Source organism: Lysinibacillus sp. GW823-FHT02G10 (assembly GCF_058797135.1).
Map to the genome: position 1 here is coordinate 180,686 of NZ_JBXAJI010000004.1, position 25,883 is coordinate 206,568.

Genomic DNA, 25,883 nt, shown 5'->3' on the forward strand with positions numbered 1-25,883 from the left:
TAAGCAAAAGCACCCTTTCAATGGATACTTTCGCTTAGGCTTATTTACGTTTTGTTTTTTTCTTTTTGCCTTTTTTGGCAATGCCCTCATAGAACTTTTGCTTTTGCTTCACGCGTTTTTTTGGACCTGGGCTTGAGTCATCTTTGCGGCGTCCACGTGGATCACGGTCACTTTCGCGTCGTTCACCTTGCTTTGATGAGCTACGAGTTCCACGATCATCCTCTTGACGGCCGCCTCTACGATTGCCACCACGTCCGCCTTTTTCCTCATCATTGCGTGTGCTTCGGCGACTGCGTCCACCTTTGTTATCGCTGTAATTTTTACGTGCATGAATAACAGTTGGTGCTGCTTTGCGTGTTCGTCCATATGAAGTTACCATTCCAACGATTTCAAAGTCAATGGATGACTCCTCAATAATGACATTTGCCACACGAACTGTCACTTCATCCCCAATACGGAATTGGCGATTTGTTCGTTCCCCGATCATAATCATTTGACGATCATCGAAGCGGTAGTAATCATCAGTCATATTACTAATATGGACAAGTCCTTCGATGGTGTTTGGTAGCTCCACGAAAATACCGAAGTTTGTAATGGATGAAACAATTCCTTCGAATTCTTCGCCAATTTTGTCGGACATATATTGTGCTTTTTTCAGTGCGTCTGTATCACGTTCTGCATCAACTGCACGACGTTCACGCTCAGATGTGTGGTCAGCAATTTCATCCATTGCCATACTCCACTGTGCAATGGTTTCTCTCGAAGTATCCTTGTTAATTAAATACGTACGAATTAAACGGTGTACAACTAAGTCAGGATAACGACGAATTGGTGATGTGAAGTGTGTATAGAAATCCGTTGATAAGCCAAAGTGTCCAAGACTTTCTGGGTAGTACTTCGCCTGCTGCATTGAACGTAGGAGCATCGTTGAGATAACAGGCTCCTCTGGCATACCTTCAATTGCCTTCAAAACATCCTGTAATGCCTTAGGATGAACGGTATTACCAGTACCTTTAATTAAAATCCCGAAATTCGTGACAAATTCAAAGAAGCGTTGAAGCTTTTCAGGCTTTGGATCTTCGTGAATACGGTATAGAAACGGTACATTCATCCAGTGGAAGTGCTCTGCCACTGTTTCATTGGCAGCTAGCATGAAATCTTCAATTAATTTCTCCGCTACTGTTCGTTCACGTAATTCAATATCAACGGGCCATCCTTCTTCGTTTACGATCACCTTGGATTCTTTGAAGTCAAAGTCAATAGCTCCTCGCATTTCGCGTTTACGGCGTAAAATACCAGATAGCTCAGCCATGTTTTTAAACATTGGAACAAGTGGCTCATAGCGTTCAATTAGTGCCTCATCCTGCTCCTCTAAAATCTTGTAAACGTCCTTATACGTCATACGCTCAGTCGTTTTAATGACACTTTGGAAAATTTCGTGTGCAACCACATTACCATTCGCATCAATAATCATTTCACAGGATAGTGTTAAACGGTCAACCTGTGGATTTAATGAACAAATGCCGTTTGATAAACGATGTGGAATCATTGGAATGACACGGTCTGTTAAATAAACACTTGTCGCACGATCGTAAGCTTCAATGTCAATGACTGAGCCTTGTGTTACATAATAACTTACGTCTGCAATATGTACGCCAAGCTTATACGTACCATCTACATTTTTCGTTACGGTTACTGCATCATCTAAATCCTTTGCATCTGCCCCATCAATTGTCACAATCGTTTCATGACGTAAATCACGACGACCTACTAAATCGGCCTCGGTAATTTCATCGGGCACGCGCTGTGCAGCAGCAATGACTTCATCTGGGAATTCAGGTGGAATGTCATGCTTATATAAAATGGATAAAATGTCCACACCTGGATCATTTTTATGCCCTAAAATTTTTGTAATATAGCCTGTAGCGGATTTTAAATCCTCTGGCCATGTTGCTACCTCAACAACAACCTTATGTCCATCGACAGCTCCTAATGTATCTCCTTTGGCAATAAAGATATCCATTGGTAGCTTTTTATCGTCTAGGACAACAAAGCCGAAGCCACGGTTAGCCTGAAATGTGCCGACAAAGCTTGTTTGACCGCGCTCAACGACCTTTGTAACCGTACCCTCACGTCGATCACCAAATGATTCCTTTAAAACACGAATCAGAACGATGTCTCCGTTAATGGCACCGTTAATTTCATGCGGCGGAATGAACACATCATCCATGCCCTCGACATCAGGTGTCACGAAGCCAAAGCCCTTCGCATGTCCGATAAATTTACCTCTTAGCAAATTCATACGCTCTGGTAGGCCATAGCGATTGGAGCGAGAGCGTACAACTAAGCCTTGCCCTTCCATGCGGACAAGTGTTTTCACAAGCTCCTTGAACTCCTCCGCATCCTCAAAGCCGAATTCATCCTCGATTTCACCGACGGTTAGTGGTTTATAATCATCTTTGCTGAAAAAATCGAGTAAACGACTTTGTAGTGTATCTTTTTGATCTTTCATACATATTCCCTCCTTCATGAGAAAATCCTATTTATAATTATTGTGCCCAATTTAGGCTTTCTAAAAAGCGATAAATGTCCTCATGTAATTGATCTTTTTCTTGATCTAATGTAATAACATGTTTTGAGTTTTCATACCACTTGATGTGCTTTTCAAGTGACTCAGTTTGATTATATATAATGTTGGCAGATTCTGTCTCTATTACTTCATCATTTGTAGCTTGTACGACGAAAATAGGCGCGTAAATCATGTCAATTTCTTGACGAGTGCGAGCTATAAATTCTCGTAGCTGCTGTAGAGATGGCATGCCTTTGTCAGCAATGCTTGCAACTTCAGCTTCAATTTGCTCTTCCTGTTTCCCTTGGAACTTTTTATAGTCCCTTGCATATTTCAAGACACCCTCAAACATAACGTCGGTTGTACGCATTGTCATAGGGGCACACATTGTCACAATTCCTTTAACAGGATTATTTAATGCAACGTTTAATGCCATAACACCGCCTAATGAAAGGCCAGCAACGGCTATTTCCTGATAGCCAGCATCCTGTAACTGTTTGTAGGCGGCAATAACATCCTGCCACCAGTCTGCTGGACCTGTTGTGATTAGTTCTTCTGGTTCCACACCGTGACCTTTATAGTGAGGTGCTAATGTAGTATACCCTTTTTTCTCTAAAAATCTACCAAGCATTCGTACGTCTGCAGAGCTTCCTGTGAAGCCGTGTAATAATAAAACAGCACGTGGTCCTGCCTGAAAGAAAAATGGCTGTGATAATGATTTGTTCACTGTAAGCACTCCTTCATTCTAAAACACTTATACATACTATACCCATTCTCGTCATCTCAATGATGCCCAGCGGATGACATTGGTTATTGCATTACCATTCATTTTTTACTCCAGAGAGAGAATTTACCATTTAACAATGATAAAAGAAAACGCCCAACCAATTCGGTTAGGCGATATATCTTCAACTATTAGATTTTTGTAATAGCGATTGCTAATAAAAAGAACACTATAGCTAACACAATTGTTGCACGGTGAAGGATTAAATCCATACCACGTGCTTTTTGCTTTCCAAATAGTTGCTCAGCTCCACCCGAGATGGCACCTGATAAGCCTGCACTTTTACTAGATTGAAGTAATACCACAACGATTAACGCTAATGATACGATAACTAATGAAACTAATACTACTGTATGCATTCACTGCACCTCCCGAACTTTGAAACATCACAACAGACTACATTATAACAAAAAAAGGTTACGATGACAAACTTCGCTTTATGTTTTGCTGGAAATTTTCCGCCTCATGCTTCCATCCTTGTCGACTTATGCTACTATTTGTGGATGTCACTCCCTATAATTTAAACTATAATGGCAAAAATGAATTTTTTTGGAGGGTGGGAAAATGAATAAAAAAATAGCAGCGCTGCTTGTGCTATGCTGCATGATTCCGTTTCTTACTGCATGCTCAAAGGCCATTGACCTACTTCTTGAGGAAGAGGATGTAACAACTACGACCTTAGCAGAAGAAACAGAGAATGATATGAAGAAGCCAGAAAGTAAAGCGTTATCTGCCTCTTTTTCACCTAATGATCTTTTTTCAACCTCATTATTTAAGGATGATCCTGCCTTACTACAATTCACTAAAAAAGTCGAAAAACAAGTAGCAAAGTTTGAACAGCACTTTGAAGTCCCTTATACCGGGAAGCTAAACTTCGAAGATTTTGAGGTGCAGCTGAATGACTTAAATAGCCTGCTTTCTTTCGTTGATCCCTATACAGCTGGTTATTTTCTTACATATGAATGGACGGCTTGGGAAACCGAGGATGGCTATTTGGTAGAGTTGTCGATTGATTACTTAACAGATGCCAAAAAGGAGCAAAAGGTCGATCAATATGTAGAGGCTTTTGCTGACCAGTATATTACGACAGATATGACAGATTTTGAACGTACTAAAATCATTAATGATACGGTTGTACAGTTAGCCACTTATACAGAACAAGGCTCTACTGAGGGACAAACGGTTTTTGAGCTGATAGACGAGGAAACTGCGGTATGTCAAGCCTATGCTCTACTAGCTTATCGCCTACTATTAGCATCGAATGTAGAAGCTAAATACGTATATGGCTATAGTGAGGATCAGCTGCATGCTTGGAATTTAGTCAGTATCGATGGCAATTGGTATCATCTTGATACAACGTGGAATGATGTGGATTCAGCGGAGCCTTATGCGATTTCCTATGAATACTTTTTAGTCAGTGATGAAAAACTAAGCCAAGATCATTTATGGGTAAATGAAAATTATTTTACTGCTACAAATAACAATTATGATTTTATGCATGATATGTGGTATGCCAGTACTGTGGATGATGTGATTTATTATAATAGTATCAATGATAATATGGTCTATTCCTATAATTTAGACACAAATGAAAACAATCAAATTACAGAAACGGCATGCTATTATTTAGCTACTTATGATGATTTCATTTATTGCAGTGACTATGACAATGCTGGTTATTTAACAAAAATTAATGTCCAGGACGGTTCGGAAGAAGTCTTACTTGAAGATGAAGTCCTCAATTTGTACATTGAAGAAGACATTTTATATTATGAAACAATTGATGGCGCACAACATCAGGAAAATTTGTAATGCCCCAAAAGAATCTGTGTGACTTTTACACAGATTCTTTCCTTCCCCAATATTTACATAATTACCATATCCCATTAACAAACCTTTAACGCTAGCTTTACACCATTCCTTTACACTTACAATTGAATTCACCTAAAGGAGGAAAATCATGAAATACGCAAAAAAATGGACTTCATTGTTCTTAGCAAGTGCAGTGACTTTATCCGCAGTTAGTATCCCACAGCAAGAGGTACATGCAGCCGAAGTAAAGAAACCGACAAATGTCATTATGCTTGTGATGGATGGTAGCAGTAATAATGCTGTCACCCTTTCTCGCTGGTATAAAGGTGAAAGCCTAGCAATGGATGAAATTTTATCGGGTGCTATGCGCACATATTCTGCTGAATCTGCCATTACCGATTCCGCGCCTGCTGCGACAGCATTAGCAACTGGGCATAAATCGAACGATAAATATATAGGTGTGCTGCCCTCTGTGATCAACTCCCCTGGATTAACGCAAATCGCTAAGGAAGATGCCTTCCGACCTGTAGCCAATGTGCTAGAAGGAGCTAAGCAGCAAGGTAAGGCCACTGGATTAATTTCTACTTCCGAAATTCAACATGCTACACCAGCTGGTTTTTCTGCCCATGTCAACAATAGAAGTCAATATGGTGATATAGCAGAGCAGCAGGTTTACCAAAATATTGATGTTGTCTTAGGTGGTGGACTGGAATCACTCTCACCAGGCACAACGAAAAACGCTCGTCAAGATGGCGAGGATTTAATCAAGGTTTTGAATGAAAAAAATTATGATCTCGTTAAAACGCGCGATGAGCTATTTAATAGTCAATCCTCAAAAATTTGGGGAAGCTTTGCGTCAAGTGCACTTGCTTATGATTTAGATCGTGCCAAAACAAGAGCATCTGAGCCTACACTTGCTGAAATGACAAATAAAGCAATCAATACGCTGAAAAAGGATGAGGATGGCTTCTTCCTCTTTGTAGAAGGTAGTAAGGTTGACTGGGCTGCACATGCCAACGATACTATTGGTATCATTAGCGATATTTTATCATTTGATGATGCAGTGAAAGAAGCGGTTGATTTTGCGAAGGAAGATGGTAATACTTTAGTCATCGCAGTAACTGATCATGGAAATAGTGGCATTACGATGGGGAACGCTAACACAACTAGTACCTATTCCAGCATTCCAGTCTCTGCGTACATCGACCCGTTAAAAAAAGCTACAATGACCATTGAAGGAGCTTTAAGCCAACTAAAAGAAGATCGCTCGAATTTAGTTGAGGTCGCTGCTCTTTATGGCTTAGATTCATTAACGGAGGACGAACTTAAAACATTACAGTCTGCTAAAGACTTAGGCAATGAAATGGTAAAAATGCTAGCCAATCGTGCAAACATTGGTTATACAACAGGTGGCCATACGGGTGAAGATGTATTCTTATATTCATTTGGTCCTTCTAAATTGACAGGATTAGTAGAAAACACTGATTTAGCCCATACAATGGCACGCTTTATGGGCTTTGACTTAAACACATTAACAAATGATTTATATGTGCCTGCAACGAAGGCATTTACGGAAAAAGGATTTACAACAAAAATTGACTTATCGAATAAAGAAAACCCAACATTTATTGCACAAAAAGCAGATATTACAGTGAAAATTCCAGTCAATAAAAACACGATGATCTATGAACAAACTTCAACAAACACGGCAAAGACTCATACATTTGATACAATCAATGTCTACAATGGCTCTGAATTTTATGTATCTAAAAAAGTTATTAATGAAGTGAAATAAAAATAATAGCGCGAACATAAGTTGAGATTATTCCCTTATGTTCGTGCTTTTTTTACATAACTAAACCAGCCAATAATTTGTAAACTCTATATATCCCCCCAAAACCTTAAATTTACCTTAAATTAATCTTATGATTTACTGAATTCATCTTAATTCAGCAACATTTTTCTCCACATTCCGTCAAATCAGTGTTAAAAACATAAGGTAAGGATTTTTAACTAGTAAATTACTATTTTTTGAAAATTTAATCCTATACTTTTTTTCATTGGAGGTGGACAAATGCAATCCATCAAAAATAATGAGTATCTACGCTTCATTGGCTTCACGTTGTTTTATTTGATTGTTTTGGTACTGTTGTTTCTTATACATGGCTTCCATGATATGAACGCCGGACCATTTATATATACGGAATTTTAAATAAAGGAGATTAAAATATGTTAAGTATTTTGGCAGCTATTGAACGTGTGGCCCTCCAGCAGCCACAAAAAACTGCTTATCAGACACACAATGCCTCCTTAACTTATAGTGAGCTTTGGCAATTATCAGATCGTCTTGCCGATTATTTAATGAAGCTTAAGTTGCGGAGACAACAGCCTATTGTCATTTATGGACATATGTCCCCCTTACAAATTGTTGCGTTTATCGGAGCTGTAAAAGCTGGCCATCCATATGTGCCTGTTGATTTGTCAACACCATCAGAAAGATTACAGCTCATTACAGAAGCTTCTGGAGCAGGTTTAGTATTGACAACAGAGCTATTACAGATGCAGTTGAACCTGCCAGTTATGGCAGTGCATGATATTCTGGATGCCTCCTCAAAGGACGTGATCCTATCATCCGCAACATGGGTTCGAGATGAGGATATCCATTATATTATTTACACTTCTGGTTCAACAGGTCAACCAAAAGGGGTGCAAATTACAGCTAGTAATCTAACACACTTTGTTAGATGGATGCAGGAGCACTTCCCTTTACAGCAAGAAGGCGTATTTTTAAATCAAGCACCTTATTCCTTTGATTTATCTGTTATGGATCTCTACCCAGCTCTTGTTGGTGGACACACGCTTTATGCGATTACACAGCAAGAAATTGCTAATCCAAAAGTATTGTTTGATTCATTAGCGATGTCAAATACTCGTGTATGGACTTCTACACCTTCCTTTGCCAAGATGTGTTTGATGAACAAAGAATGGGATCAAAAACTCATGCCTGCATTGGATACTTTTTTATTTTGCGGAGAGGTTTTACCGATAGCGGTATGTAACGAGTTAATGCTTCGTTTTCCACAGGCAACAATTTATAATTTATATGGTCCTACAGAAACAACCGTCGCTGTATCCTATGTAAAAGTAACAAAAGAGCTAGCAGCACACTTCGAACAATTACCAATTGCCCCTATAACGGAGCCAAACGTTTCTGTAGCAGAAGATGGAGAAATTATTATTTCAGGGCCAACCGTTAGCGCAGGGTATTTGGGAGCGCCTGAATTAACAGCGAAGGCTTTCTCGATCGTGGATGGCGATCGCATCTATCAAACGGGTGATATAGGCTATGAGCAGGATGGTTATTTGTTCTTTTCAGGTCGTAAGGATTTCCAAGTGAAATTACATGGCTATCGTTTAGAGATTGAAGAGATTGAAAAACAAATCAATAACCTGCCACCTGTTTCAAGTTGTGTTGTTGTACCTGTTTATAAAGAGAAGGAAATCATTTCTCTTAGTGCCCATATTGTTTTACGTGAGCCATTAACAGACGCTGCTTTTAAAACAACAAAGCAATTGAAGGCACTTTTATCGGCGTACTTACCTGCCTATATGATACCGAAAACGTTTAAATATATGGACGCTTTACCACTAAATCCAAATGGTAAGGTAGATCGTAAAGGATTGGCGGTTATGGAGACAGTATGACGCCTTATGGAAATATAGCATTTTTTGTGATCATCGGACTTTTATTACTACCTACCATCCTCCTAGGGTTACGAGGCAAATCTTCGAAACGCTATAATCTTTTTGTTTCGGTCATTGTCTTAGCATTAATCTTCGGACATTCAATGAATGGGACCATCTCGCTCGTATTATTTACTGTCTTTCAGGTAGTACTTATTGTGGCTTATCAGCGTTACCGACTTCAGCAAAATAGTGGAACCATTTTTATAATAGCAGTGCTTTTATCCATATTACCCCTGATTCTTGTGAAGGTTTTGCCGATTCTCGGGTTACATCATGTATTTGGCTTCCTAGGTGTATCCTACATTACGTTTAAAGCGGTGCAAATGATTTTAGAAACTCGTGATGGCTTGATGAAAGAGAAAATTTCGGTAGTAGAGCTAGTCTATTTCTTATTATTCTTTCCTACCGTATCATCGGGACCTATTGATCGTTGGCGTCGTTTTACAAAGGATTTTCATACCGTACCTTCCTCGGAGGATTACCAAAAGCTGCTATTGAGTGGCATTAACTATATTTTTGTTGGCTTTTTATATAAGTTTATTTTGGCTTATTTAATTTACAACTACACGCTTATTTATTTACCTAACCATACGTATAACTATTTGACACCCTTTCAGGGACAGCTAGCGTATATGTATATGTATAGCTTTTACTTATTCTTTGATTTCGCTGGCTACAGTGCATTTGCTGTTGGTGTGAGCCGGATAATGGGTATCCAAACACCGATTAACTTTAATCGCCCTTTCGCCAGCCGCAATATTAAAGATTTTTGGAATCGTTGGCATATGAGCCTTTCCTTCTGGTTTAGGGATTATGTCTATATGCGCTTTGTCCTTTGGATGACAAAGAAAAAATGGCTAAAAAATAAATTTGCTATTTCGTATATAGGCTTCTTTTTACTATTCTTTTTAATGGGTATTTGGCATGGTCTGGAATGGCACTTTGTGGTCTATGGACTCTATCATGCCCTATTGATTATCAGCTTTGATAAATTTGAACGCTGGAATAAAAAGCATAAGCGTTGGCCAAAAAATAAATGGACGCATGCTATTGGCGTAATCATTACGTTTCATGCTGTATGCTTTGGCTTCTATATTTTTTCTGGCACATTATTTTAAACAAAGGGCTATAAGAGCCTGTTCACTAAAGGAGAATTATTAATGGATCAACAACAAGTTTTAGAAATGCTAGTCGAGTTATGTGAAGATGAAATTATTGTAGAAAACCCAGATATTGATTTATTTGAAGAAGGTTTACTAGATTCGTTTGGGACAATTAATTTATTGGTTGAAATTGAAAATCGTTTTAATATTTCTGTCCCTATTACTGATTTCAATCGTGAAGAATGGAATACGCCTAATCGAATTGCAGGGAAATTAGCTGAAAGACAATGATCAAAAAAGGCTTTCTTTCTTTATTTATTGCATTTGCTCTTTTTACTGGCTTTGTCTTTTTTCCTAATGCTTGGATTAAAGCATGGATATCCAATGAGGATGTGGAGCAAGCCAAAACGAACATGTCTCCACTTGTATTTCAGGGAACCTATTTACAGGAGCGAATGTTGCAGGAGCCTAGTTCCATGCCACTTTATGGCTCCTCGGAATTAAACCGTTTTGATCCGTTCCATCCATACAATTATACGCGAGCAACTGATGCTCCGTATTCGACATTTATGATTGGGCGTGGAGGCATGCAGTCCATTACCCACTTCTTGAATTTCGCAGCACAAGAAAAGAATTTAAAGGATAAAAAAGTGGTCTTTATCATCTCCCCGCAGTGGTTTACAGAGAAGGGCATGGGTGAATTTCACTTTTCACCGAATTATTCCATGTTACATGCTTATGATTTAGCCTTTAATCAGGAGATGGATGCCAACCTTCGTAAAAGAGCTATGGAGCGCCTACTTGAATTTGATACTGTCAAACGAGATCGCCTCTTAAAGACCATGTACCAATATCAAATGTCTAACGGCAAGGAAAAACCAATTACTGGACGTATGGCCATGGTCGCGGGGCGTTTCCACAAGGAGTTACTAGAAAAGAAGGATTTATATTATTCCCTTTTCCCACGTAAAGGTCATGCATTAAAAAGTAATGACAAGCTCATTGCCAATCAAAGCTTTGAGCAACAATTGCAGCATGCAGAGGCATATGGGGAGAAGCGTGTATCCAACGACTATATGATTGAAGATCGCGCCTATCAGCGACTTGTAAATGCTAAATTTTCAAAGTTTAAAGATATACGAAAAAAAGAGGATTATACAAACTCTCCTGAATATGAGGATTTCCAACTAGTTATCGATGTTTTAAAGGATGCAGGTGCCAAACCACTATTCGTCTCCATTCCAGTTAATGGCTATTGGTATGATTATAATGGCTATCCTGAGGAACGTCGTCAAAAGTATTACGATAAAATGGAGCAAGTATTAAAGGATGCAAATGTTGCCTATGTTGATTTTTCAGATCATGAATATGATCCTTACTTTATTATGGATACGATTCATATTGCCTGGAAGGGCTGGGTCTATCTCGATCAAGAACTAGATCAGCATTGGTCACAGCCATAACAATAGTCAGGACAGTCTAATATTAGTAGACTGTCTTTTCTTATTATCGTAAGAGACCTTTTATGTAAAGTGCCATTTGCTCACTTATATCTCATTCAGGTTTTTCAATAGCTTCACTAAATTGTTGAACCTGCTCTGCCTGATCATTAGAGGCTGCTTCAATTTGCTCCATGCTTTCCATAAGTGCTTGAATATTACTCGTGATCGTTTTAAGTGAGGTTACAATTTGTTCTGTTGCTTGCTGTAGCTGTCTCACTAGAAAGCTTCCTTACCTCTAGCGCTACGATGTTGAAACCTGTACCGTATTGGCCTGCTCATGCCGCTTCACGTTAATCTTTTTTATATGTTAAAATGCCTCAAAGTTTGAATTAACTTTGAGGCATTTTTTGAAATTCGCCTATTTATCTTTCGCAAAATGGTATTCAATATAAGTCATATTCTAAATTGTGTTGAATATAAGCTTGCTCTTCAGATGGAGTTAATAGACGAATTGCTTTCCCTGAAGCTTCTTCATCGCCACCTTGCATTTCCCATATGGAATTGTGGTCGTCAACTGCATTTGAAAAATCACCCTTCGACCATCTTTCCAATATTGAAATGTAAAGCTCTTTATATTTATAATTGCTTTCTTTGGCTATAGCTAACAATCGGTCAACCTTTTCTTGTGTTATTTGCTCGTGACCCCATTTTATTTCCGCTTCAACCTTCTGATGAGACATACTATGAATGGTTTCGTTCATTTTGTGTTCTATTAGGTCATCTGGATATAATTCATTTTCTTTTTTTAGAACAGTTCCATCCTTAGAAGTTACTTCAACATATCCAGCGATTGTTTTTTCTTCCTCGGGAGTAGATTTATTCATATGCTCAGTGAATTTGATGTAACTAAATGCTCCACCGAAAATAATTAATATTACAATGATACTAATAACCGATTTGGTTTTTCTCTTCATGTTATTACCCCTCAGTAATTTTTTATCATTATGTAAATATGGTTGATATTAGTTAATTAGGTTAAATAATAACAGAATGTTGTAATAGGTTTCAATGGTTAGATACTTAATGTCCGCCGCTTTCGGTTGTTCTAATTGAATAAGCTTACTCTGTAATTAGATAAGCAAATAAAAAACCCCCAATCTACAAGTGTTTTATTACACTTATAAATCAGAGGTTTAAGCAATACATAAGTATTGCCTAAATGTACAACATGGTTCAAATATAAAAGCTGTGTATTACTAAGTTCAAAGTATTTTCTCTTCAATCAAATACTTATTTTAAGTTATAGAATGAATTTAAACCAAGATACTCTGCTGTTGAACCAAGTTGATCTTCGATGCGAAGAAGTTGGTTGTATTTAGCTACACGGTCTGTACGTGATGGAGCACCTGTTTTAATTTGACCAGCATTTGTTGCAACAGCGATATCAGCAATTGTCGCATCTTCTGATTCACCAGAACGGTGAGAAATAACCGCTGTGTAGCCTGCACGTTTCGCCATTTCGATCGCTTCAAATGTTTCAGTTAACGTACCGATTTGGTTTACTTTGATCAGAATTGCATTTCCTACGCCTTGCTCAATACCTGCTGATAATTTTTTCGTATTTGTTACAAATAGGTCATCACCTACTAATTGTACACGATTGCCGATACGGTCTGTTAATAGCTTGTGTCCAGCCCAGTCGTTTTCGTCTAAGCCATCTTCAATTGAAATGATTGGGTATTTATTTGTTAACTCTTCGTACCAATCCACCATTTCCTCAGAAGTTTTGACAACACCTTCACCATCTAAGTGGTATTTGCCATCTTCTTTATTGAATAGTTCAGAGGATGCTACGTCCATTGCAAGTTTCACTTCGTCACCTGGTTTGTAGCCTGCTTTTTCAATCGCTTCTAAGATCACTGTAATTGCTTCTTCGTTAGAGCCTAGGTTTGGTGCAAAACCACCTTCATCACCTACTGCTGTGTTGTAGCCTTTTGCTTTTAGAACAGCTTTTAGGCTATGGAAGATCTCCGCGCCAATACGTAATGCATGACGGAATGATTCTGCACCAACAGGCATAACCATGAATTCCTGAATGTCTACATTGTTATCAGCGTGAGCACCACCGTTTAGGATGTTCATCATTGGTACTGGTAATTGCTTAGAATTGAACCCACCCAGATATTGATAAAGAGGTACATCTAAATAATCTGCCGCAGCATGTGCAACTGCCATGGATACACCTAGAATTGCGTTGGCACCAAGCTTGCCTTTGTTTTCCGTGCCATCTAGCTCGATTAAAGCTTTGTCGATGACTACTTGATCAAGAACAGAATAGTTACCTTCTAATTCTTCCGCAATAATTGTGTTTACATTTTCAACTGCTTTTAATACACCTTTGCCTAGGTAACGAGATTTGTCACCATCGCGTAATTCTACCGCTTCGTATTCACCTGTTGATGCACCTGATGGTACGATTGCGCGGCCAAATGCGCCTGATTCTGTAAATACTTCAACCTCTACTGTTGGGTTCCCACGTGAGTCTAAAACTTCGCGCGCATAAACTTGTGTAATAAATGGCATAATTAATTCTCCTCTTTTTCAATTAATGATTGTCCTGTCATTTCAGTAGGCTGTGACACCTCTAATAATTCTAACATGGTTGGCGCTAAATCGGCTAAAATACCACCATTTCTTAACATTATATTTGGTTTTGTCACAATTACTGGAACAGGATTTGTTGTATGAGCTGTCATTGGCTCACCTGCTAAAGTTAACACTTCATCAGAGTTGCCATGGTCAGCTGTAATAATAGCTGCACCACCTTTTGCAAGGAGTGCGTCTACTACTTTCCCTAAGCATTCATCTACTGCTTCAATGGCTTTAATTGTTGGCTCCAGCATTCCACTATGACCAACCATATCAGGGTTGGCAAAGTTAAGAATAATGCCATCAAATTTTTCAGCCGCAATTTCTGCAAGTAAGGCTTCTGTCACCTCATAGGCAGACATTTCAGGTTTTAAATCGTATGTCGCCACCTTTGGAGAAGCAATTAAAATACGTTCTTCACCAGGGAATTTTTCCTCACGTCCACCACTCATAAAGAATGTAACATGTGGATATTTTTCAGTTTCCGCAATCCGCAACTGTGTTTTCCCATTCGTCGCTAATACTTCACCAATTGTATTTTTCAAGTTGTCATTTTCATAAGCAACCTGTGCGTTGACTTCATCACTATAGTGTGTGAAGGACACAAATTTTAAATTCTTTGGATGATTTGCAGATATAGCAAAGCCATCGAATGCTTCATTTGTAAAAACTGTTGATAGCTGAATGGCACGATCGGGACGGAAGTTAAAGAAAATCACTGCATCATGATCGCCAATTGTTGCTACTGGCTCACCATGCTCTTGAATGCTAAATGGGATGACAAATTCATCTGTTACCTCACGCTCATAGGATGCTGCTACACCACTTTTAGCACTTTCTGCTGTTTGACCGACGCCATCCACCAGTACATTGTAAGTCAGTGCCACACGATCCCAACGTTTATCGCGATCCATTGCATAGTAACGTCCATGAATAGAAGCAAATTGCCCTATGCCTATTTCAGCCATTTGCATTTCCGTTTCTTCGATATAGTCTAATGCTGTTGTTGGACCAACATCACGACCATCTAAGAAGCCATGTACATAAACTTCCTCTAACCCTTGCTGTTTAGCTAGCTTTAATAGTGCAAACATATGCTCATAATGACTATGAACACCACCGTCTGATAATAAGCCCATAACATGTAGCTTTGACTGATGAGCTTTCACATGTGCTACTGCATCTAAAAAGGCTTGATTCGTAAAGAAATCTCCATCACGAATAGATTTATTTAAGCGTGTTAAGCTTTGATAGACGATACGTCCTGCACCAATATTTAAGTGCCCCACCTCAGAATTCCCCATCTGTCCTTCAGGTAATCCAACGGCTTCTCCTGCAGCTGTTAATGTCGCATGAGGAAATTGATGCCAATATCGATCAAAATTTGGTTTATTCGCCTGTGCTACTGCATTCCCGAATGTTTCATCTCGAAATGCAAAGCCATCTAAAATAATTAATGCTACTGGCTTTTTAGGCATTTGCTGCCGCCTCCAATAATGTTAAATAAGATTCTGGTTGTAAGCTTGCTCCACCAACTAAAGCACCATCAATATGTTCTTTAGATAAAAGCTCCTGTATGTTATCAGGCTTAACACTGCCACCATATTGAATGCGCACAGCATTCGCAGTTTCAGCATTATATAGCTCTTCTACTACTGCTCGAATCGCTCCGCATACTTGATTTGCATCGTCTGCCGTAGCCGTTTTACCGGTACCAATCGCCCAAATCGGTTCATACGCAATGACCATATGCTCAACTTGCTGTGCTTCAAACCCAGCAAGTGCCGCTTTAATTTGACCAGCCACTTTTTGCTCTGTTGTGCCTGCTTCACGTTCTTCTAGTGTTTCGCCACAGCAAATAATAGGTACGATAGTATGTGCAAGTGCTGCTGCTACCTTCTTATTAATCGCTTCATCTGTTTCATTGTAGTATTCGCGACGTTCAGAGTGTCCTAAAATGACATAGTCAACATCCACACTTGCTAGCTGTGCTGGACTAATTTCACCCGTAAAAGCACCTTCATTTTCATAGTGCATAGTTTGTGCACCAATTGCCAGCTCTGACTCACTAGCAACTTGCACAAGTGTAGGTAGGTAAAGAGCTGGTGCGCAAATAACAGCATCTACTTTGTCATTGGAAGGAAGTTTTTCTTGTACAGCATCTACAAACTGAATAGCCTCTTCAAATGTTTTAAACATTTTCCAGTTACCTGCAATAATTGGTTTACGCATCATTTTGCCTCCGATTAGCTTATTTATCGTTTAGTGCTACAATCCCTGGAAGCTCTTTGCCTTCCATTAATTCTAAGGAAGCACCACCACCTGTAGAAATGTGATCCATCTTATCTGCTACTTCAAATTTTTCAACTGCTGCAGCTGAATCACCGCCACCGATTACTGTGTAGCCAGCTGTTGTTGCCATTGCATCAGCAACTGTTTTTGTGCCGTTTGCAAATTTGTCCATTTCAAAGACACCCATTGGTCCATTCCAAATGATTAATTTAGAGTTTTTGATAACTTCTGCATAGTTTGCAGCCGTTTTAGGTCCAATATCTAGACCCATCCAATCAGCTGGAATAGCATCTACATCAACGATTTGTGTTTCAGCATCCTGTGAAAATTCATTTGCCACAACAGCATCGACTGGCATATGTAATTGCACACCTTTTGCTTTTGCCTTCTCAATAAAGGACTTTGCTAGCTCAATTTTATCTTCCTCTAGCAATGATTTACCGATATCGTGGCCTTGTGCCTTAATAAATGTAAAGGATAAACCACCACCGATAATTAAGTGATCTACTTTTTCTAAAAGGCTTTCAATAACACCAATTTTATCTTTTACTTTGGCACCACCAATAATGGCTGTAAACGGATGCTCAGGGTTAGACAATGCCTTACCTAGTACATCTAATTCCTTTTGCATTAAGAATCCAGATACAGCTGGAATATGCTTAGCAATTCCTTCTGTAGAAGCATGAGCTCGGTGGGCTGCACCAAAAGCATCATTAACATAAATATCTGCTAGCTGAGCAAATTGCTGTGCTAATGTAGGATCATTTTTCTCTTCACCAGCATGGAAGCGTACATTTTCAAGCAGTAGAATATCTCCATCTTGCATGTTTGCAACGGCTTCTTCCACCGCTTGCCCAATGGATTCATCAAGCTTCGTAACAGGCTTGCCCATTAATTCCGCTAAGCGAATGCCAACAGCCGTTAAACGCATATCCTCTTTTACTTCACCTTTTGGACGACCTAAGTGAGAAGCTAGAATAACTTTAGCACCCTGCTCTACTAAATACTCAATTGTAGGAATAGCTGCACGAATACGCGTCTCATCGGTAATAGCACCGTCTGCCATTGGTACATTAAAATCTACACGTACAAAAACGCGTTGACCCTTAACATCAATATCTTTCATTGTTTTCTTATTTAACATGAAGAAACTCCCTTCAAAGTTTGTTTTAGTCTTACACCCTTGTGTTTTACCCATCTTGGCTCTACACCATGCTTACTAAATTGAATAGTCATTTTGGTAATTTTTCAGCGTCACTATCTCGTGTAAGTATGATTCTCCAACTTTTGATAATGAACCCTAATACTTGTTTTTATAGTAGCAAAAGTTAACTGTTATGTCTTGCAATCAACATGTATCAATTACGCCTCAGCGTAATTGCGTCCAGATTTTTTTGAACTTGCTCGAAACATTCCTCTTCAAAATCTGTGACATTCGCTGAGGCTTTTATCTTGATTCAGTCGGTGATTGAACACCAATGAATCAAGAGAGTCATTTGTGTAATCATCTCATTACCTATAGAGGTGGGGTTTTCTGCTGAATCTAGAAAAAAAGGAGTAAGGGTTATCCCTTACTCCCAATACCCTTGTATATTATATCTATTCGATATTATAAAGGCTATACTTTTTGTGCATAAAAAGCAGTAATATGTCACACTTTTTACTCAAAATGTCGAAATATGATACTTATTTATGGTTTAAGCCTTGTTCAGCAATGTATAAAGCTAGGTCCATTAAGCGAGTAGAGTAACCAATTTCGTTATCATACCAAGCTAAAACTTTCACCATTTTGTTTTCTAACACCATTGTTGAAAGGCCATCTACCGTAGAAGAATAATGGTTACCGTTATAATCAATTGATACCAATGGTAGCTCATTGTAATCTAAAATGCCTTTTAATTCATTTTCAGAAGCTTCTTTTAATGCTGCATTAATTGTTTCTTTTGATACATCTGCTTTTAGCTCTACAACTAAGTCAACACATGATACGTTAGGTGTTGGCACACGCATAGAGAAACCATCTAGCTTACCTTTTAATTGTGGTAATACTTTTGATACAGCTACTGCTGCACCTGTTGTTGTTGGAATCATAGACACCGCTCCAGCACGTGCACGACGAGGGTCAGAGTGTGGGAAGTCTAGAATTCGTTGGTCATTTGTATAAGAGTGAATTGTTGTCATCATACCACGTTCAATGCCAAATTTCTCATCAAGCACTTTAGCTACTGGTGCTAGACAGTTAGTTGTACAAGAAGCATTGGAGATCACATCATCAGTTGCTGGGTTATAATCCTCATGGTTTACACCCATAACAAATGTAGGCATTGCGCCTTTTGCTGGTGCCGATAGAATCGCTTTTTTCGCCCCTGCTTCAATATGCTTGCCTACTTCTTCCATTGAACGGAATCGACCAGTACATTCAAGCACTACATCTACGCCTAATTCGCCCCATGGTAATTGGGCAGGATCTTTTTCAGCATATACTTTTACACGTTGACCATTTACTACGAAAGAATCTTCATCTGCATTGACTTCAGCATCATAGATACCGTGTACTGAATCATATTTCAATAAGTGCGCAAGCTGACCAGCATCTGTTAAGTCGTTTACGGCTACTACTTCAAATTCATCATGCTTCATTGCCTCACGAAATACTAAACGTCCAATACGTCCAAATCCATTAATCGCTAATTTTAATGCCATTGTTAATTCCTCCAATAATGTGTGATGTCTGTCTCTATGAATAGAGACATCAAAATTTACTTTATGCTCATTCAAAAAATGCTTTAGCACTTTCTGAGATCGAGTGACATGTTTACAACTTTGCCATCATTCAAGATGCTTATTTTCTATAGAAGATATTTTAGCAGCAATTGCTTTGGCCGCTGCTTCATCTGTTACAAATATGGTTTGCTTAGGTGCTACTTTGAAATAAGAAAGCATTGCATTGACCTTCTGTTTTCCTGCTGCAACAGCAATGACCTGCTCACTGTTTTGTACCTGCTCAAGCTGGATACCAATTGTCCGTATACGATGTACTATTTCTCCATCGGCATTGAAATAATAACCGAAAGCCTCACTCACAGCGCCTTTTTCCTCAAGAATTCGCAAATCCTCAGGAGATGAGTTGCGACGAATCGCCATTTCCTCTGCAGAGCCAATCCCATGAATGACGCAATCTGCTTGATCATAGAAGGCCATCATTTCTGTTACCATCGGCTCTGTTAGCATCGCTTGATAAGCTTGCTCACTTAAATGCTCTGGTAAAAATAAAGTACGGTATTGTGTTTCCATTTGCATGGCAAATGTTGCAACAAGTGTATTGGCCTGCATTTGCATTTCATGTCCAATCCCCCCACGTGCAGCTACAAAAGTGATATCCTTTTGTCCGTCTAAAGGATGTAAAAACTGTGCAAGTGAGGCAACAGATTTTCCACCAGTGACAGCTACAACTTGCTCATCAAAAGCAGCCGACATAAATTGCAATGCTGCTTCTTTGCCTAGCATGCTTAGGATTGTATGATCCTCATTGTAATCACCAGGAACTACGACTACACGTTGAATGCCAAAGTGGCTTTCAAGCACTTTTGCAAGCTGGGTTAAACCAGACCATTCATAAACGATAGCTCTTAATTTTTCAATGACTATATCACCATCATCTGTACATACCATACCCGACTTTTGCGCATCTAATAACCCTTGTTCACGTAAAATATCAGTTTCTTTGCGTATTTCTCTTTCTGTCATTTTCAGTGAATCAGCTAGTGTACGTCGCCCGATTGGTTGCATAAGTTGAACGGCTTGCAATATTCGATATCTTGCTTGCAGAAGCGGATACATTTCAGGAAGTAGCCTTTGCTGTGCCTCTGGAACAGTTAACATATCTATCTACTCCCCTAATTAATAGTGGTGGGTTTGTTTTTAACCCACTTAATTATTTTGTGTCCCACTTATGCTTTTATTATAATATGCATTGTTTTAAAGTGCAAGTAGTTGTATTGTTCTGGATAAAAAAAAGCCTCATAGCTCTAAAAACAGCTACAAGACTTTGTTGAACTTATTTAGTGAAAGATAAAATCGCATTCTTTTTAAAACCTTCTAAAGCTTTTGTTGCTTCAGTTTTATTTGTAAATTCAAAAATACGAACGTCCTTTTTCTCAAATACTGTAATAACCCACATTGTAAAATCTCCCTTCACATCATTCATTTTTGTAATATAACAACCACTAAAATTTGTGATACATTTGCTAAACTGTTTTATAACAACTTCTTACTTGATACCTATTCTACTCCGATTTTTAGGAAAAGAAAGTCTAATGTGAAGGTCTTCACAAACTGTTCAAATTCAAACCGCTTTCATTGAACAATTTGTGAATTGTGAGAATGACAGCTAATAATAAAGTCATTTATACCGTTAATAATTCTTTATACTTTCAGTAGATTAACTGCCTAATCGCTCCATTAACGTGGCATAATCTAAATGACCATACTGAATGACGACACCCTCTTTTTCAACTACCGGAATCATTAGCATATATTTTTCATGTATACGATCATCCTGCTCTATATCAATTATTTCAATATCAAATAGAACATCTTCCTGAACAAGCTTTAATGTCTGTAATCCTTCTACACATAAAGGACAATTCGCCCGACTAAAAAATTGAATCTTCATAGATAGCACCTCCTCCTTTATTATAAACGATGTGGCAATGTAGAAATGGCTACTATTCTTTGATGATGTTTATTTGAGCTGTCTTAGCATCCTTCTTTGTAATGGTTGTATTTTTGCCAACAATGACGGAAATCACGACAATCATTGCCACGACGATCGTAAACCAAGAGATGGATTCATTTAAAAATAGCGTAGCAAAAAGAATCATTAAAAATGGCTGTAAATATTGGATCTGACTAACTCTTGCAATACCTCCTAAAGCCATTCCCCCATACCAAGCAACATATGCTAAAAACTGACTGACAACAGCTAAATATAACAGGCTAACCCACGCTGTAAGAGGGGCATGTAGCATTTCCAAGGAAAATTGGGAAATGACAGGGACAATAAAAAAGGGAGCCGCCATCAAAATAGCCCAAGCAATCACCTGCCAGCTCCCTAATTCCTTCGCTAACTGTCCTCCTTCTGCATAGCTAAGACCTAATATTACAACTGCTGCTAATAATGCTAGATCTGCCATATGTAATTGGCCTAAGCCTAAAAAGCTAGCATAAATAATAACGGCTATAGCCCCAATAACACTCGATAACCAAAACTTAAATGAGGGACGTTCACCTGCTCTGAATAAAGCAAAGCCCGCAGTCGCTAAAGGTAAAAGTGCTAATTCTACCGCTCCGTGAGAAACTGGTAACCTTATCATTGCCCAAGATGTAAGTAAAGGAAACCCTAATACAGCGCCAAAGGATACTATTATCAAGCTTTTAAATTGTCTAGCAGTCGGTAGTCTTTCTTTTCTTACAAGTAAAACAATGGCTACGATGAACGCCGCAATGACAGCTCTCCCCAATCCTACAATCGTCGCTCCAAAATATGGTACAGCTGTACTTGTTGCGGGTAACGTTAGACTAAAGCAAATTACGCCCACAAATCCTAACAGCAAACCTATTTTTTCTTTTCTTTTATCCTGCATGTTCTCATCCTTTCATTTTCCTCTCCATCTGTCCCTGGTATAATCCATAGTAAGTGGCGCTATCTCAAAAATAAACAGAATTTTCTACCAACTGTCCTGGTACAGATAAAGGAGGAAGGATGATGATTGCAAAATATTTAGAAGTTGTAGAGGACATTAAAGAGCAGCTTGCTAATGGTGTGCTCCTTGCAGGCAGTAAACTACCTTCCGTTCGACAACTGTCTGAGCAATTTTCCTGCAGTAAAAATACAGTGATAAGAGCGTATAATGAATTAGAAAAGGAGCATCTTATTTTTTCCAAACCCAAAAGTGGCTATTATGTTGTGAATAACATAGAGCAACCAACTACAAACCAACAAGTTATTGATTTTTTATCAGCTGGCCCAGACAAAAGCATTATGCCCTATATTGAATTTCAGCATTGCATCAATCAAGCTATTGACACATATAAAGAAGAATTATTTAGTTATAGTGATCAGCAAGGGCTTTACTCGCTGCGTGTACAATTGGCTAAGTATCTACAGGACTTACAGGTCTTTACTGAACCTGATCGATTATTTGTTGTCTCGGGCTCACAGCAAGCATTACATTTACTAGCGGCAATGCCTTTTCCGAATGGTAAAAATAATATATTAATAGAACAGCCTACCTATTTTGGTTTTATAGAATCTGTCCATCTGCAACAAGCTACAACTTTTGGGATTGATTTAACAATGGAGGGCATTGATTTAGATCGTCTTGACTATATTTTTCGCAATAATGACATTAAGTTTTTTTATACTGTGCCGAGATTCCATAATCCTCTTGGTCATAGCTATACAAATGACGAAAAAAGAAAGATTGTGGAATTAGCAGAAAAATATGATGTTTATATTGTGGAGGATGATTTTTTAGGAGATTTAGATCCTAATAAAAAAGCGGATCCGTTTTTTTCTTTTAATCCCACTGGCAGGGTTATTTATATTAAAAGCTTTTCAAAGGTATTTCTTCCGGGTTTAAGAGTAGCGACAGTCGTCCTTCCCACTATAATGACAAATCATTTTCTACGTTATAAATTTAGTGCTGATTTCAATAGCTCTGTGCTCTCGCAGGGTGCCTTAGACATTTATTTAAAAAGCGGTATGTTTAATAGTCATATTAAAAAGATTAAAGAGCTTTATGTAAGAAAAATGAGCGTTTTACAGGAGGCTTGCGAATCATTACTTCCCACCTCTACTAACTATACGAAACCAGTATCAGGCTTTTATCTTTCCATTATTCTTCCTGATAATGTAAGTGCTAGGCAGGTGGTTCATTTATTAAAGGAAAAAAATATATTGATGGATGACGCTGCTAGAATGTATCTACCAGAATTTAAAAAGGATAATCTTATTCGTTTAAGTATTTCTCAGGTAGATGAACCATTAATTTATACTGGTATTGAGGAACTAGCACTGTGCATTTCATCATTTGAACGTAAAATGCGCTATCCAAATCCCATTCACCTATTGTAATAAAAAAAGGCATTGATTGTGAGCAAGCTACACATCAATGCCTTTCGTTTTAAATTATTTTAAATGACTATCGAAGAATTTTACCATGGCATTATAGAATTCAATTCTATTTTCTTCATTTGCAAAGCCATGTCCTTCATTATCTTTTAGCATGTACTCTACATCCACACCTCTAGCGCGTAAGGCTTCCACAATTTGATCGGATTCTGCTTTGTTTACACGTGGGTCATTTGCTCCTTGTGCGACAAATAATGGTGTTTTGATTTTATCTGCATGGAAAACTGGTGAAACAGCAGTTAACAATTCTTTGTCTTTCTCTGGATGACCTACGCGCTCATAAAACATGTTACGCATAGTTTCCCAGTAAGGAGGGATGGTATTTAATAATGTAAATATGTTAGATACCCCTACATAATCAACTGCAGCAGCATATAAATCAGGTGTATACGTAATACCCGCTAATGTTGCATAACCACCAAATGATGCCCCATAAATACCGATGCGATCAGGGTCTGCAATGCCTTGGTCAATTGCCCATTGGACACCATCAGTGATGTCATCTTGAATCTTCAGACCCCATTGCTTATTACCAGCCTGAAGGAATTCTTTACCATATCCAGTTGACGAACGGAAATTCACCTGTAGCACTGCATAGCCACGATTAGCTAATAATTGTACTTCTGGGTTGAAGCCCCACATATCACGTGCCCAAGGCCCACCATGAGGATTAACAATAAGAGGGAGATCTTTTGCTTCTTTATTTTTCGGTAAAGTTAAATAGCCATTAATCGTTAAACCATCTCGGCTCTTATATGAAATTGGATGCATTTCTGCCAGTTCATTCGGATTTAACCAAGGGCTTAAAGTGGCCAACTCGGTTAATTCATCTGTCGTAGAATCGTAATAATAATATTTTCCATAGACAGTATCACTTGAAACACTCACAATAAATTTGGTCATTTCTTTATTGTAATCATTGATACCAAGCTCACTTTCATGCACATTCAGCTTGCTTTGGATTTTACGGAAAAGCTTTTCAAAGTTCTCGTCAAAGAATTGGTAATGTGGTTTATCTGTTATATACGCACCATATAGCAATTTATCGTGTTCGGCACTATATAAGACACCAGAAACATCTACTTGATCATTAGACATAATTACTTCTTCATTACCTTTTAAGTCGTATTTCACAACTTCTACTTTGTCTCTACCTTTGTTAGATGTAGCGTAAATGTATTGATTGTCTTTTGAGAAAGCTAGTGGCATTACTTCATCTCCAGCTTCCATTTCAATAAATGGCTTGAATTCATCCTTTTCAGAATCTCGATAAAGAATCGTTCCTTCCACACCATCTGAGGCTACGGCAATTCGTACATTTCCATTGCGATCTGCTAGCCAGCTCGTAATATTACCCGGATTTTTTGCAACGTGAGTTGTTTCCCCAGTCTTTACATTCAACTTGTAGACATCAAAAACTGTTGCATCTTCCTTATTCATCATGATAAGAATTTCATCTTTAACACCCTGTAGACCACTTAATATCCCAACTGTGACGTTTGGATATGGCGTTAGATCTTTTTCCTCAGAGCCATTAAATGTTGTAGAATAAATATGGAAATTCTCATCTCCACCTTTATCCTTTACGTAGAGTAAATTATTATCCTTCCAGTAAAATCCTGCAACGTCTCGATCTTTTGAATTGGAAACACGAACAGGCTCACTATCATCATTCATCTTTTTCACGAAAACATTGGATCTATTCTCCCAAGCAGAGGAAAAAGTAATGTAATTGCCATCTGGCGAAAGTTCATAACCGAAATTACCAGGATTTTTCATAAAGTCTTCAACTGAAATTTCCTTTACACCTTCATGATTAGAACCATTTTTTATTTGTTTCGCATTGTTTAAAATTTTTACTGCATCTTGTTTTGAAATTGCTTCTGTATTTAATGATAAGCCATTAAATAAGCCAATCTTATTGGCCTTCTCTAAATAGTCAGCAAGTGAAGTCTCTTTTTCTTCTTTATTTAACGCTCTAACTAAAATACGAGCCGCTTCATCACGTTTAATTGTCAAACTTAAATCTGTGAATTCTCCAGCCTTGACCCATTTATCAATAATTTGTTGACGCATTGAATCTGAACCGTGTTGGAATGTTAAAGTTGTTACAGCTAAATTCAAAAATTCCTGCGCTGACACACGTTCTTCTTGTGCTGTTACTGTGCTATTAGTTTCATTTGCAGCACGGACTTCTTGCATTGTTGCAGGAATAACTACAGAGGTTGTTAAAATAATTGCTAACGATGCAGATAAAAATCTTTTTTTCAAAATGATTCCTCCCTATATC

At 38.4% G+C, this 25,883-nt stretch carries 23 protein-coding genes; 8 read left to right on the plus strand and 15 right to left on the minus strand.

Annotated elements, in window-relative coordinates:
• Positions 1 to 40: 40 nt before the first annotated feature.
• The 3 genes from rnr to secG form a co-directional block, all read right to left on the minus strand.
• The gene (rnr, locus tag AC1RFD_RS14890; protein ID WP_054549540.1) at positions 41 to 2,512 is read right to left on the minus strand and encodes a ribonuclease R; all 2,472 of its coding nucleotides are present in this window, start codon (positions 2,510 to 2,512) and stop codon (positions 41 to 43) included.
• Between the two features lie 37 nt (positions 2,513 to 2,549).
• Positions 2,550 to 3,296 carry an alpha/beta hydrolase gene (locus AC1RFD_RS14895; protein ID WP_004228103.1) on the minus strand — a complete coding sequence of 249 codons (747 nt, stop codon included), beginning with the start codon at positions 3,294 to 3,296 and terminating at the stop codon, positions 2,550 to 2,552.
• A 188-nt stretch (positions 3,297 to 3,484) separates the two neighbouring features.
• Positions 3,485 to 3,712 carry a preprotein translocase subunit SecG gene (gene secG, locus AC1RFD_RS14900; RefSeq protein ID WP_004228101.1) on the minus strand — a complete coding sequence of 76 codons (228 nt, stop codon included), beginning with the start codon at positions 3,710 to 3,712 and terminating at the stop codon, positions 3,485 to 3,487.
• A 205-nt stretch (positions 3,713 to 3,917) separates the two neighbouring features.
• On the opposite strand from secG, the gene AC1RFD_RS14905 reads away from it, so the two are divergent.
• From AC1RFD_RS14905 to dltD, 7 genes are all read left to right on the plus strand, one after another.
• On the plus strand, positions 3,918 to 5,165 hold the full coding sequence (locus AC1RFD_RS14905) for a transglutaminase domain-containing protein (RefSeq protein ID WP_492475026.1): 1,248 nt from the start codon (positions 3,918 to 3,920) through the stop codon (positions 5,163 to 5,165).
• A 148-nt stretch (positions 5,166 to 5,313) separates the two neighbouring features.
• Complete coding sequence (locus AC1RFD_RS14910) at positions 5,314 to 6,960, plus strand: alkaline phosphatase (RefSeq protein ID WP_492475027.1); 1,647 nt, start codon at positions 5,314 to 5,316, stop codon at positions 6,958 to 6,960.
• A 279-nt stretch (positions 6,961 to 7,239) separates the two neighbouring features.
• Complete coding sequence (locus AC1RFD_RS14915; RefSeq protein WP_004228095.1) at positions 7,240 to 7,377, plus strand: teichoic acid D-Ala incorporation-associated protein DltX; 138 nt, start codon at positions 7,240 to 7,242, stop codon at positions 7,375 to 7,377.
• A 17-nt stretch (positions 7,378 to 7,394) separates the two neighbouring features.
• A complete protein-coding gene (dltA, locus tag AC1RFD_RS14920) occupies positions 7,395 to 8,870 on the plus strand; it encodes a D-alanine--poly(phosphoribitol) ligase subunit DltA (RefSeq protein ID WP_492475028.1) in 1,476 nt (491 codons plus the stop codon).
• The gene (dltB, locus tag AC1RFD_RS14925) at positions 8,867 to 10,030 is read left to right on the plus strand and encodes a D-alanyl-lipoteichoic acid biosynthesis protein DltB (protein ID WP_036078787.1); all 1,164 of its coding nucleotides are present in this window, start codon (positions 8,867 to 8,869) and stop codon (positions 10,028 to 10,030) included. Before dltA ends, dltB begins: the two co-directional genes overlap by 4 nt.
• A gap of 42 nt (positions 10,031 to 10,072) precedes the next feature.
• A complete protein-coding gene (dltC, locus tag AC1RFD_RS14930; RefSeq protein ID WP_016994756.1) occupies positions 10,073 to 10,306 on the plus strand; it encodes a D-alanine--poly(phosphoribitol) ligase subunit 2 in 234 nt (77 codons plus the stop codon).
• Positions 10,303 to 11,478: a D-alanyl-lipoteichoic acid biosynthesis protein DltD gene (gene dltD / locus AC1RFD_RS14935; RefSeq protein ID WP_048390889.1), complete on the plus strand. Its 1,176-nt coding sequence runs from the start codon at positions 10,303 to 10,305 to the stop codon at positions 11,476 to 11,478. Before dltC ends, dltD begins: the two co-directional genes overlap by 4 nt.
• Positions 11,479 to 11,569: 91 nt before the next feature.
• Here dltD and AC1RFD_RS14940 read toward each other — a convergent pair whose 3' ends face one another.
• From AC1RFD_RS14940 to AC1RFD_RS14990, 11 genes are all read right to left on the minus strand, one after another.
• Positions 11,570 to 11,734, minus strand: a complete 165-nt coding sequence (locus AC1RFD_RS14940; protein ID WP_492475029.1) for a hypothetical protein — start codon at positions 11,732 to 11,734, stop codon at positions 11,570 to 11,572.
• A gap of 166 nt (positions 11,735 to 11,900) precedes the next feature.
• On the minus strand, positions 11,901 to 12,431 hold the full coding sequence (locus AC1RFD_RS14945; protein ID WP_066037095.1) for a DUF6241 domain-containing protein: 531 nt from the start codon (positions 12,429 to 12,431) through the stop codon (positions 11,901 to 11,903).
• A 316-nt stretch (positions 12,432 to 12,747) separates the two neighbouring features.
• Positions 12,748 to 14,040, minus strand: coding sequence for a phosphopyruvate hydratase (gene eno / locus AC1RFD_RS14950; RefSeq protein WP_048390885.1), 1,293 nt, complete (start codon positions 14,038 to 14,040; stop codon positions 12,748 to 12,750).
• Between the two features lie 2 nt (positions 14,041 to 14,042).
• Complete coding sequence (gene gpmI / locus AC1RFD_RS14955) at positions 14,043 to 15,584, minus strand: 2,3-bisphosphoglycerate-independent phosphoglycerate mutase (protein WP_490761794.1); 1,542 nt, start codon at positions 15,582 to 15,584, stop codon at positions 14,043 to 14,045.
• Positions 15,577 to 16,338, minus strand: coding sequence for a triose-phosphate isomerase (gene tpiA, locus AC1RFD_RS14960; protein ID WP_048390882.1), 762 nt, complete (start codon positions 16,336 to 16,338; stop codon positions 15,577 to 15,579). The genes gpmI and tpiA overlap by 8 nt, the downstream gene beginning before the upstream one ends.
• A gap of 19 nt (positions 16,339 to 16,357) precedes the next feature.
• Positions 16,358 to 17,542 (minus strand): phosphoglycerate kinase, encoded by a 1,185-nt coding sequence (locus AC1RFD_RS14965; protein WP_026023505.1) that lies wholly within the window; start codon positions 17,540 to 17,542, stop codon positions 16,358 to 16,360.
• A 542-nt stretch (positions 17,543 to 18,084) separates the two neighbouring features.
• Positions 18,085 to 19,101 carry a type I glyceraldehyde-3-phosphate dehydrogenase gene (gene gap / locus AC1RFD_RS14970; protein ID WP_004228061.1) on the minus strand — a complete coding sequence of 339 codons (1,017 nt, stop codon included), beginning with the start codon at positions 19,099 to 19,101 and terminating at the stop codon, positions 18,085 to 18,087.
• A 126-nt stretch (positions 19,102 to 19,227) separates the two neighbouring features.
• Positions 19,228 to 20,280 (minus strand): sugar-binding transcriptional regulator, encoded by a 1,053-nt coding sequence (locus tag AC1RFD_RS14975; RefSeq protein ID WP_048390878.1) that lies wholly within the window; start codon positions 20,278 to 20,280, stop codon positions 19,228 to 19,230.
• A gap of 175 nt (positions 20,281 to 20,455) precedes the next feature.
• Positions 20,456 to 20,578: a hypothetical protein gene (locus AC1RFD_RS14980; protein WP_004228055.1), complete on the minus strand. Its 123-nt coding sequence runs from the start codon at positions 20,576 to 20,578 to the stop codon at positions 20,456 to 20,458.
• Between the two features lie 261 nt (positions 20,579 to 20,839).
• Positions 20,840 to 21,073, minus strand: coding sequence for a glutaredoxin family protein (locus tag AC1RFD_RS14985; RefSeq protein WP_048390876.1), 234 nt, complete (start codon positions 21,071 to 21,073; stop codon positions 20,840 to 20,842).
• 52 nt (positions 21,074 to 21,125) lie between these two features.
• Positions 21,126 to 22,043 carry a DMT family transporter gene (locus AC1RFD_RS14990; protein WP_054549561.1) on the minus strand — a complete coding sequence of 306 codons (918 nt, stop codon included), beginning with the start codon at positions 22,041 to 22,043 and terminating at the stop codon, positions 21,126 to 21,128.
• Positions 22,044 to 22,165: 122 nt separating this feature from the next.
• Here AC1RFD_RS14990 and AC1RFD_RS14995 point away from each other — a divergent pair, with 122 nt between their 5' ends.
• Entirely contained in the window at positions 22,166 to 23,536 is a 1,371-nt protein-coding gene (locus tag AC1RFD_RS14995; protein ID WP_492475030.1) for an aminotransferase-like domain-containing protein, read from the plus strand.
• 54 nt (positions 23,537 to 23,590) lie between these two features.
• On the opposite strand, the gene AC1RFD_RS15000 is transcribed toward AC1RFD_RS14995, so the two are convergent.
• Positions 23,591 to 25,864, minus strand: a complete 2,274-nt coding sequence (locus AC1RFD_RS15000) for a S9 family peptidase (protein ID WP_048390870.1) — start codon at positions 25,862 to 25,864, stop codon at positions 23,591 to 23,593.
• Positions 25,865 to 25,883: the final 19 nt, after the last annotated feature.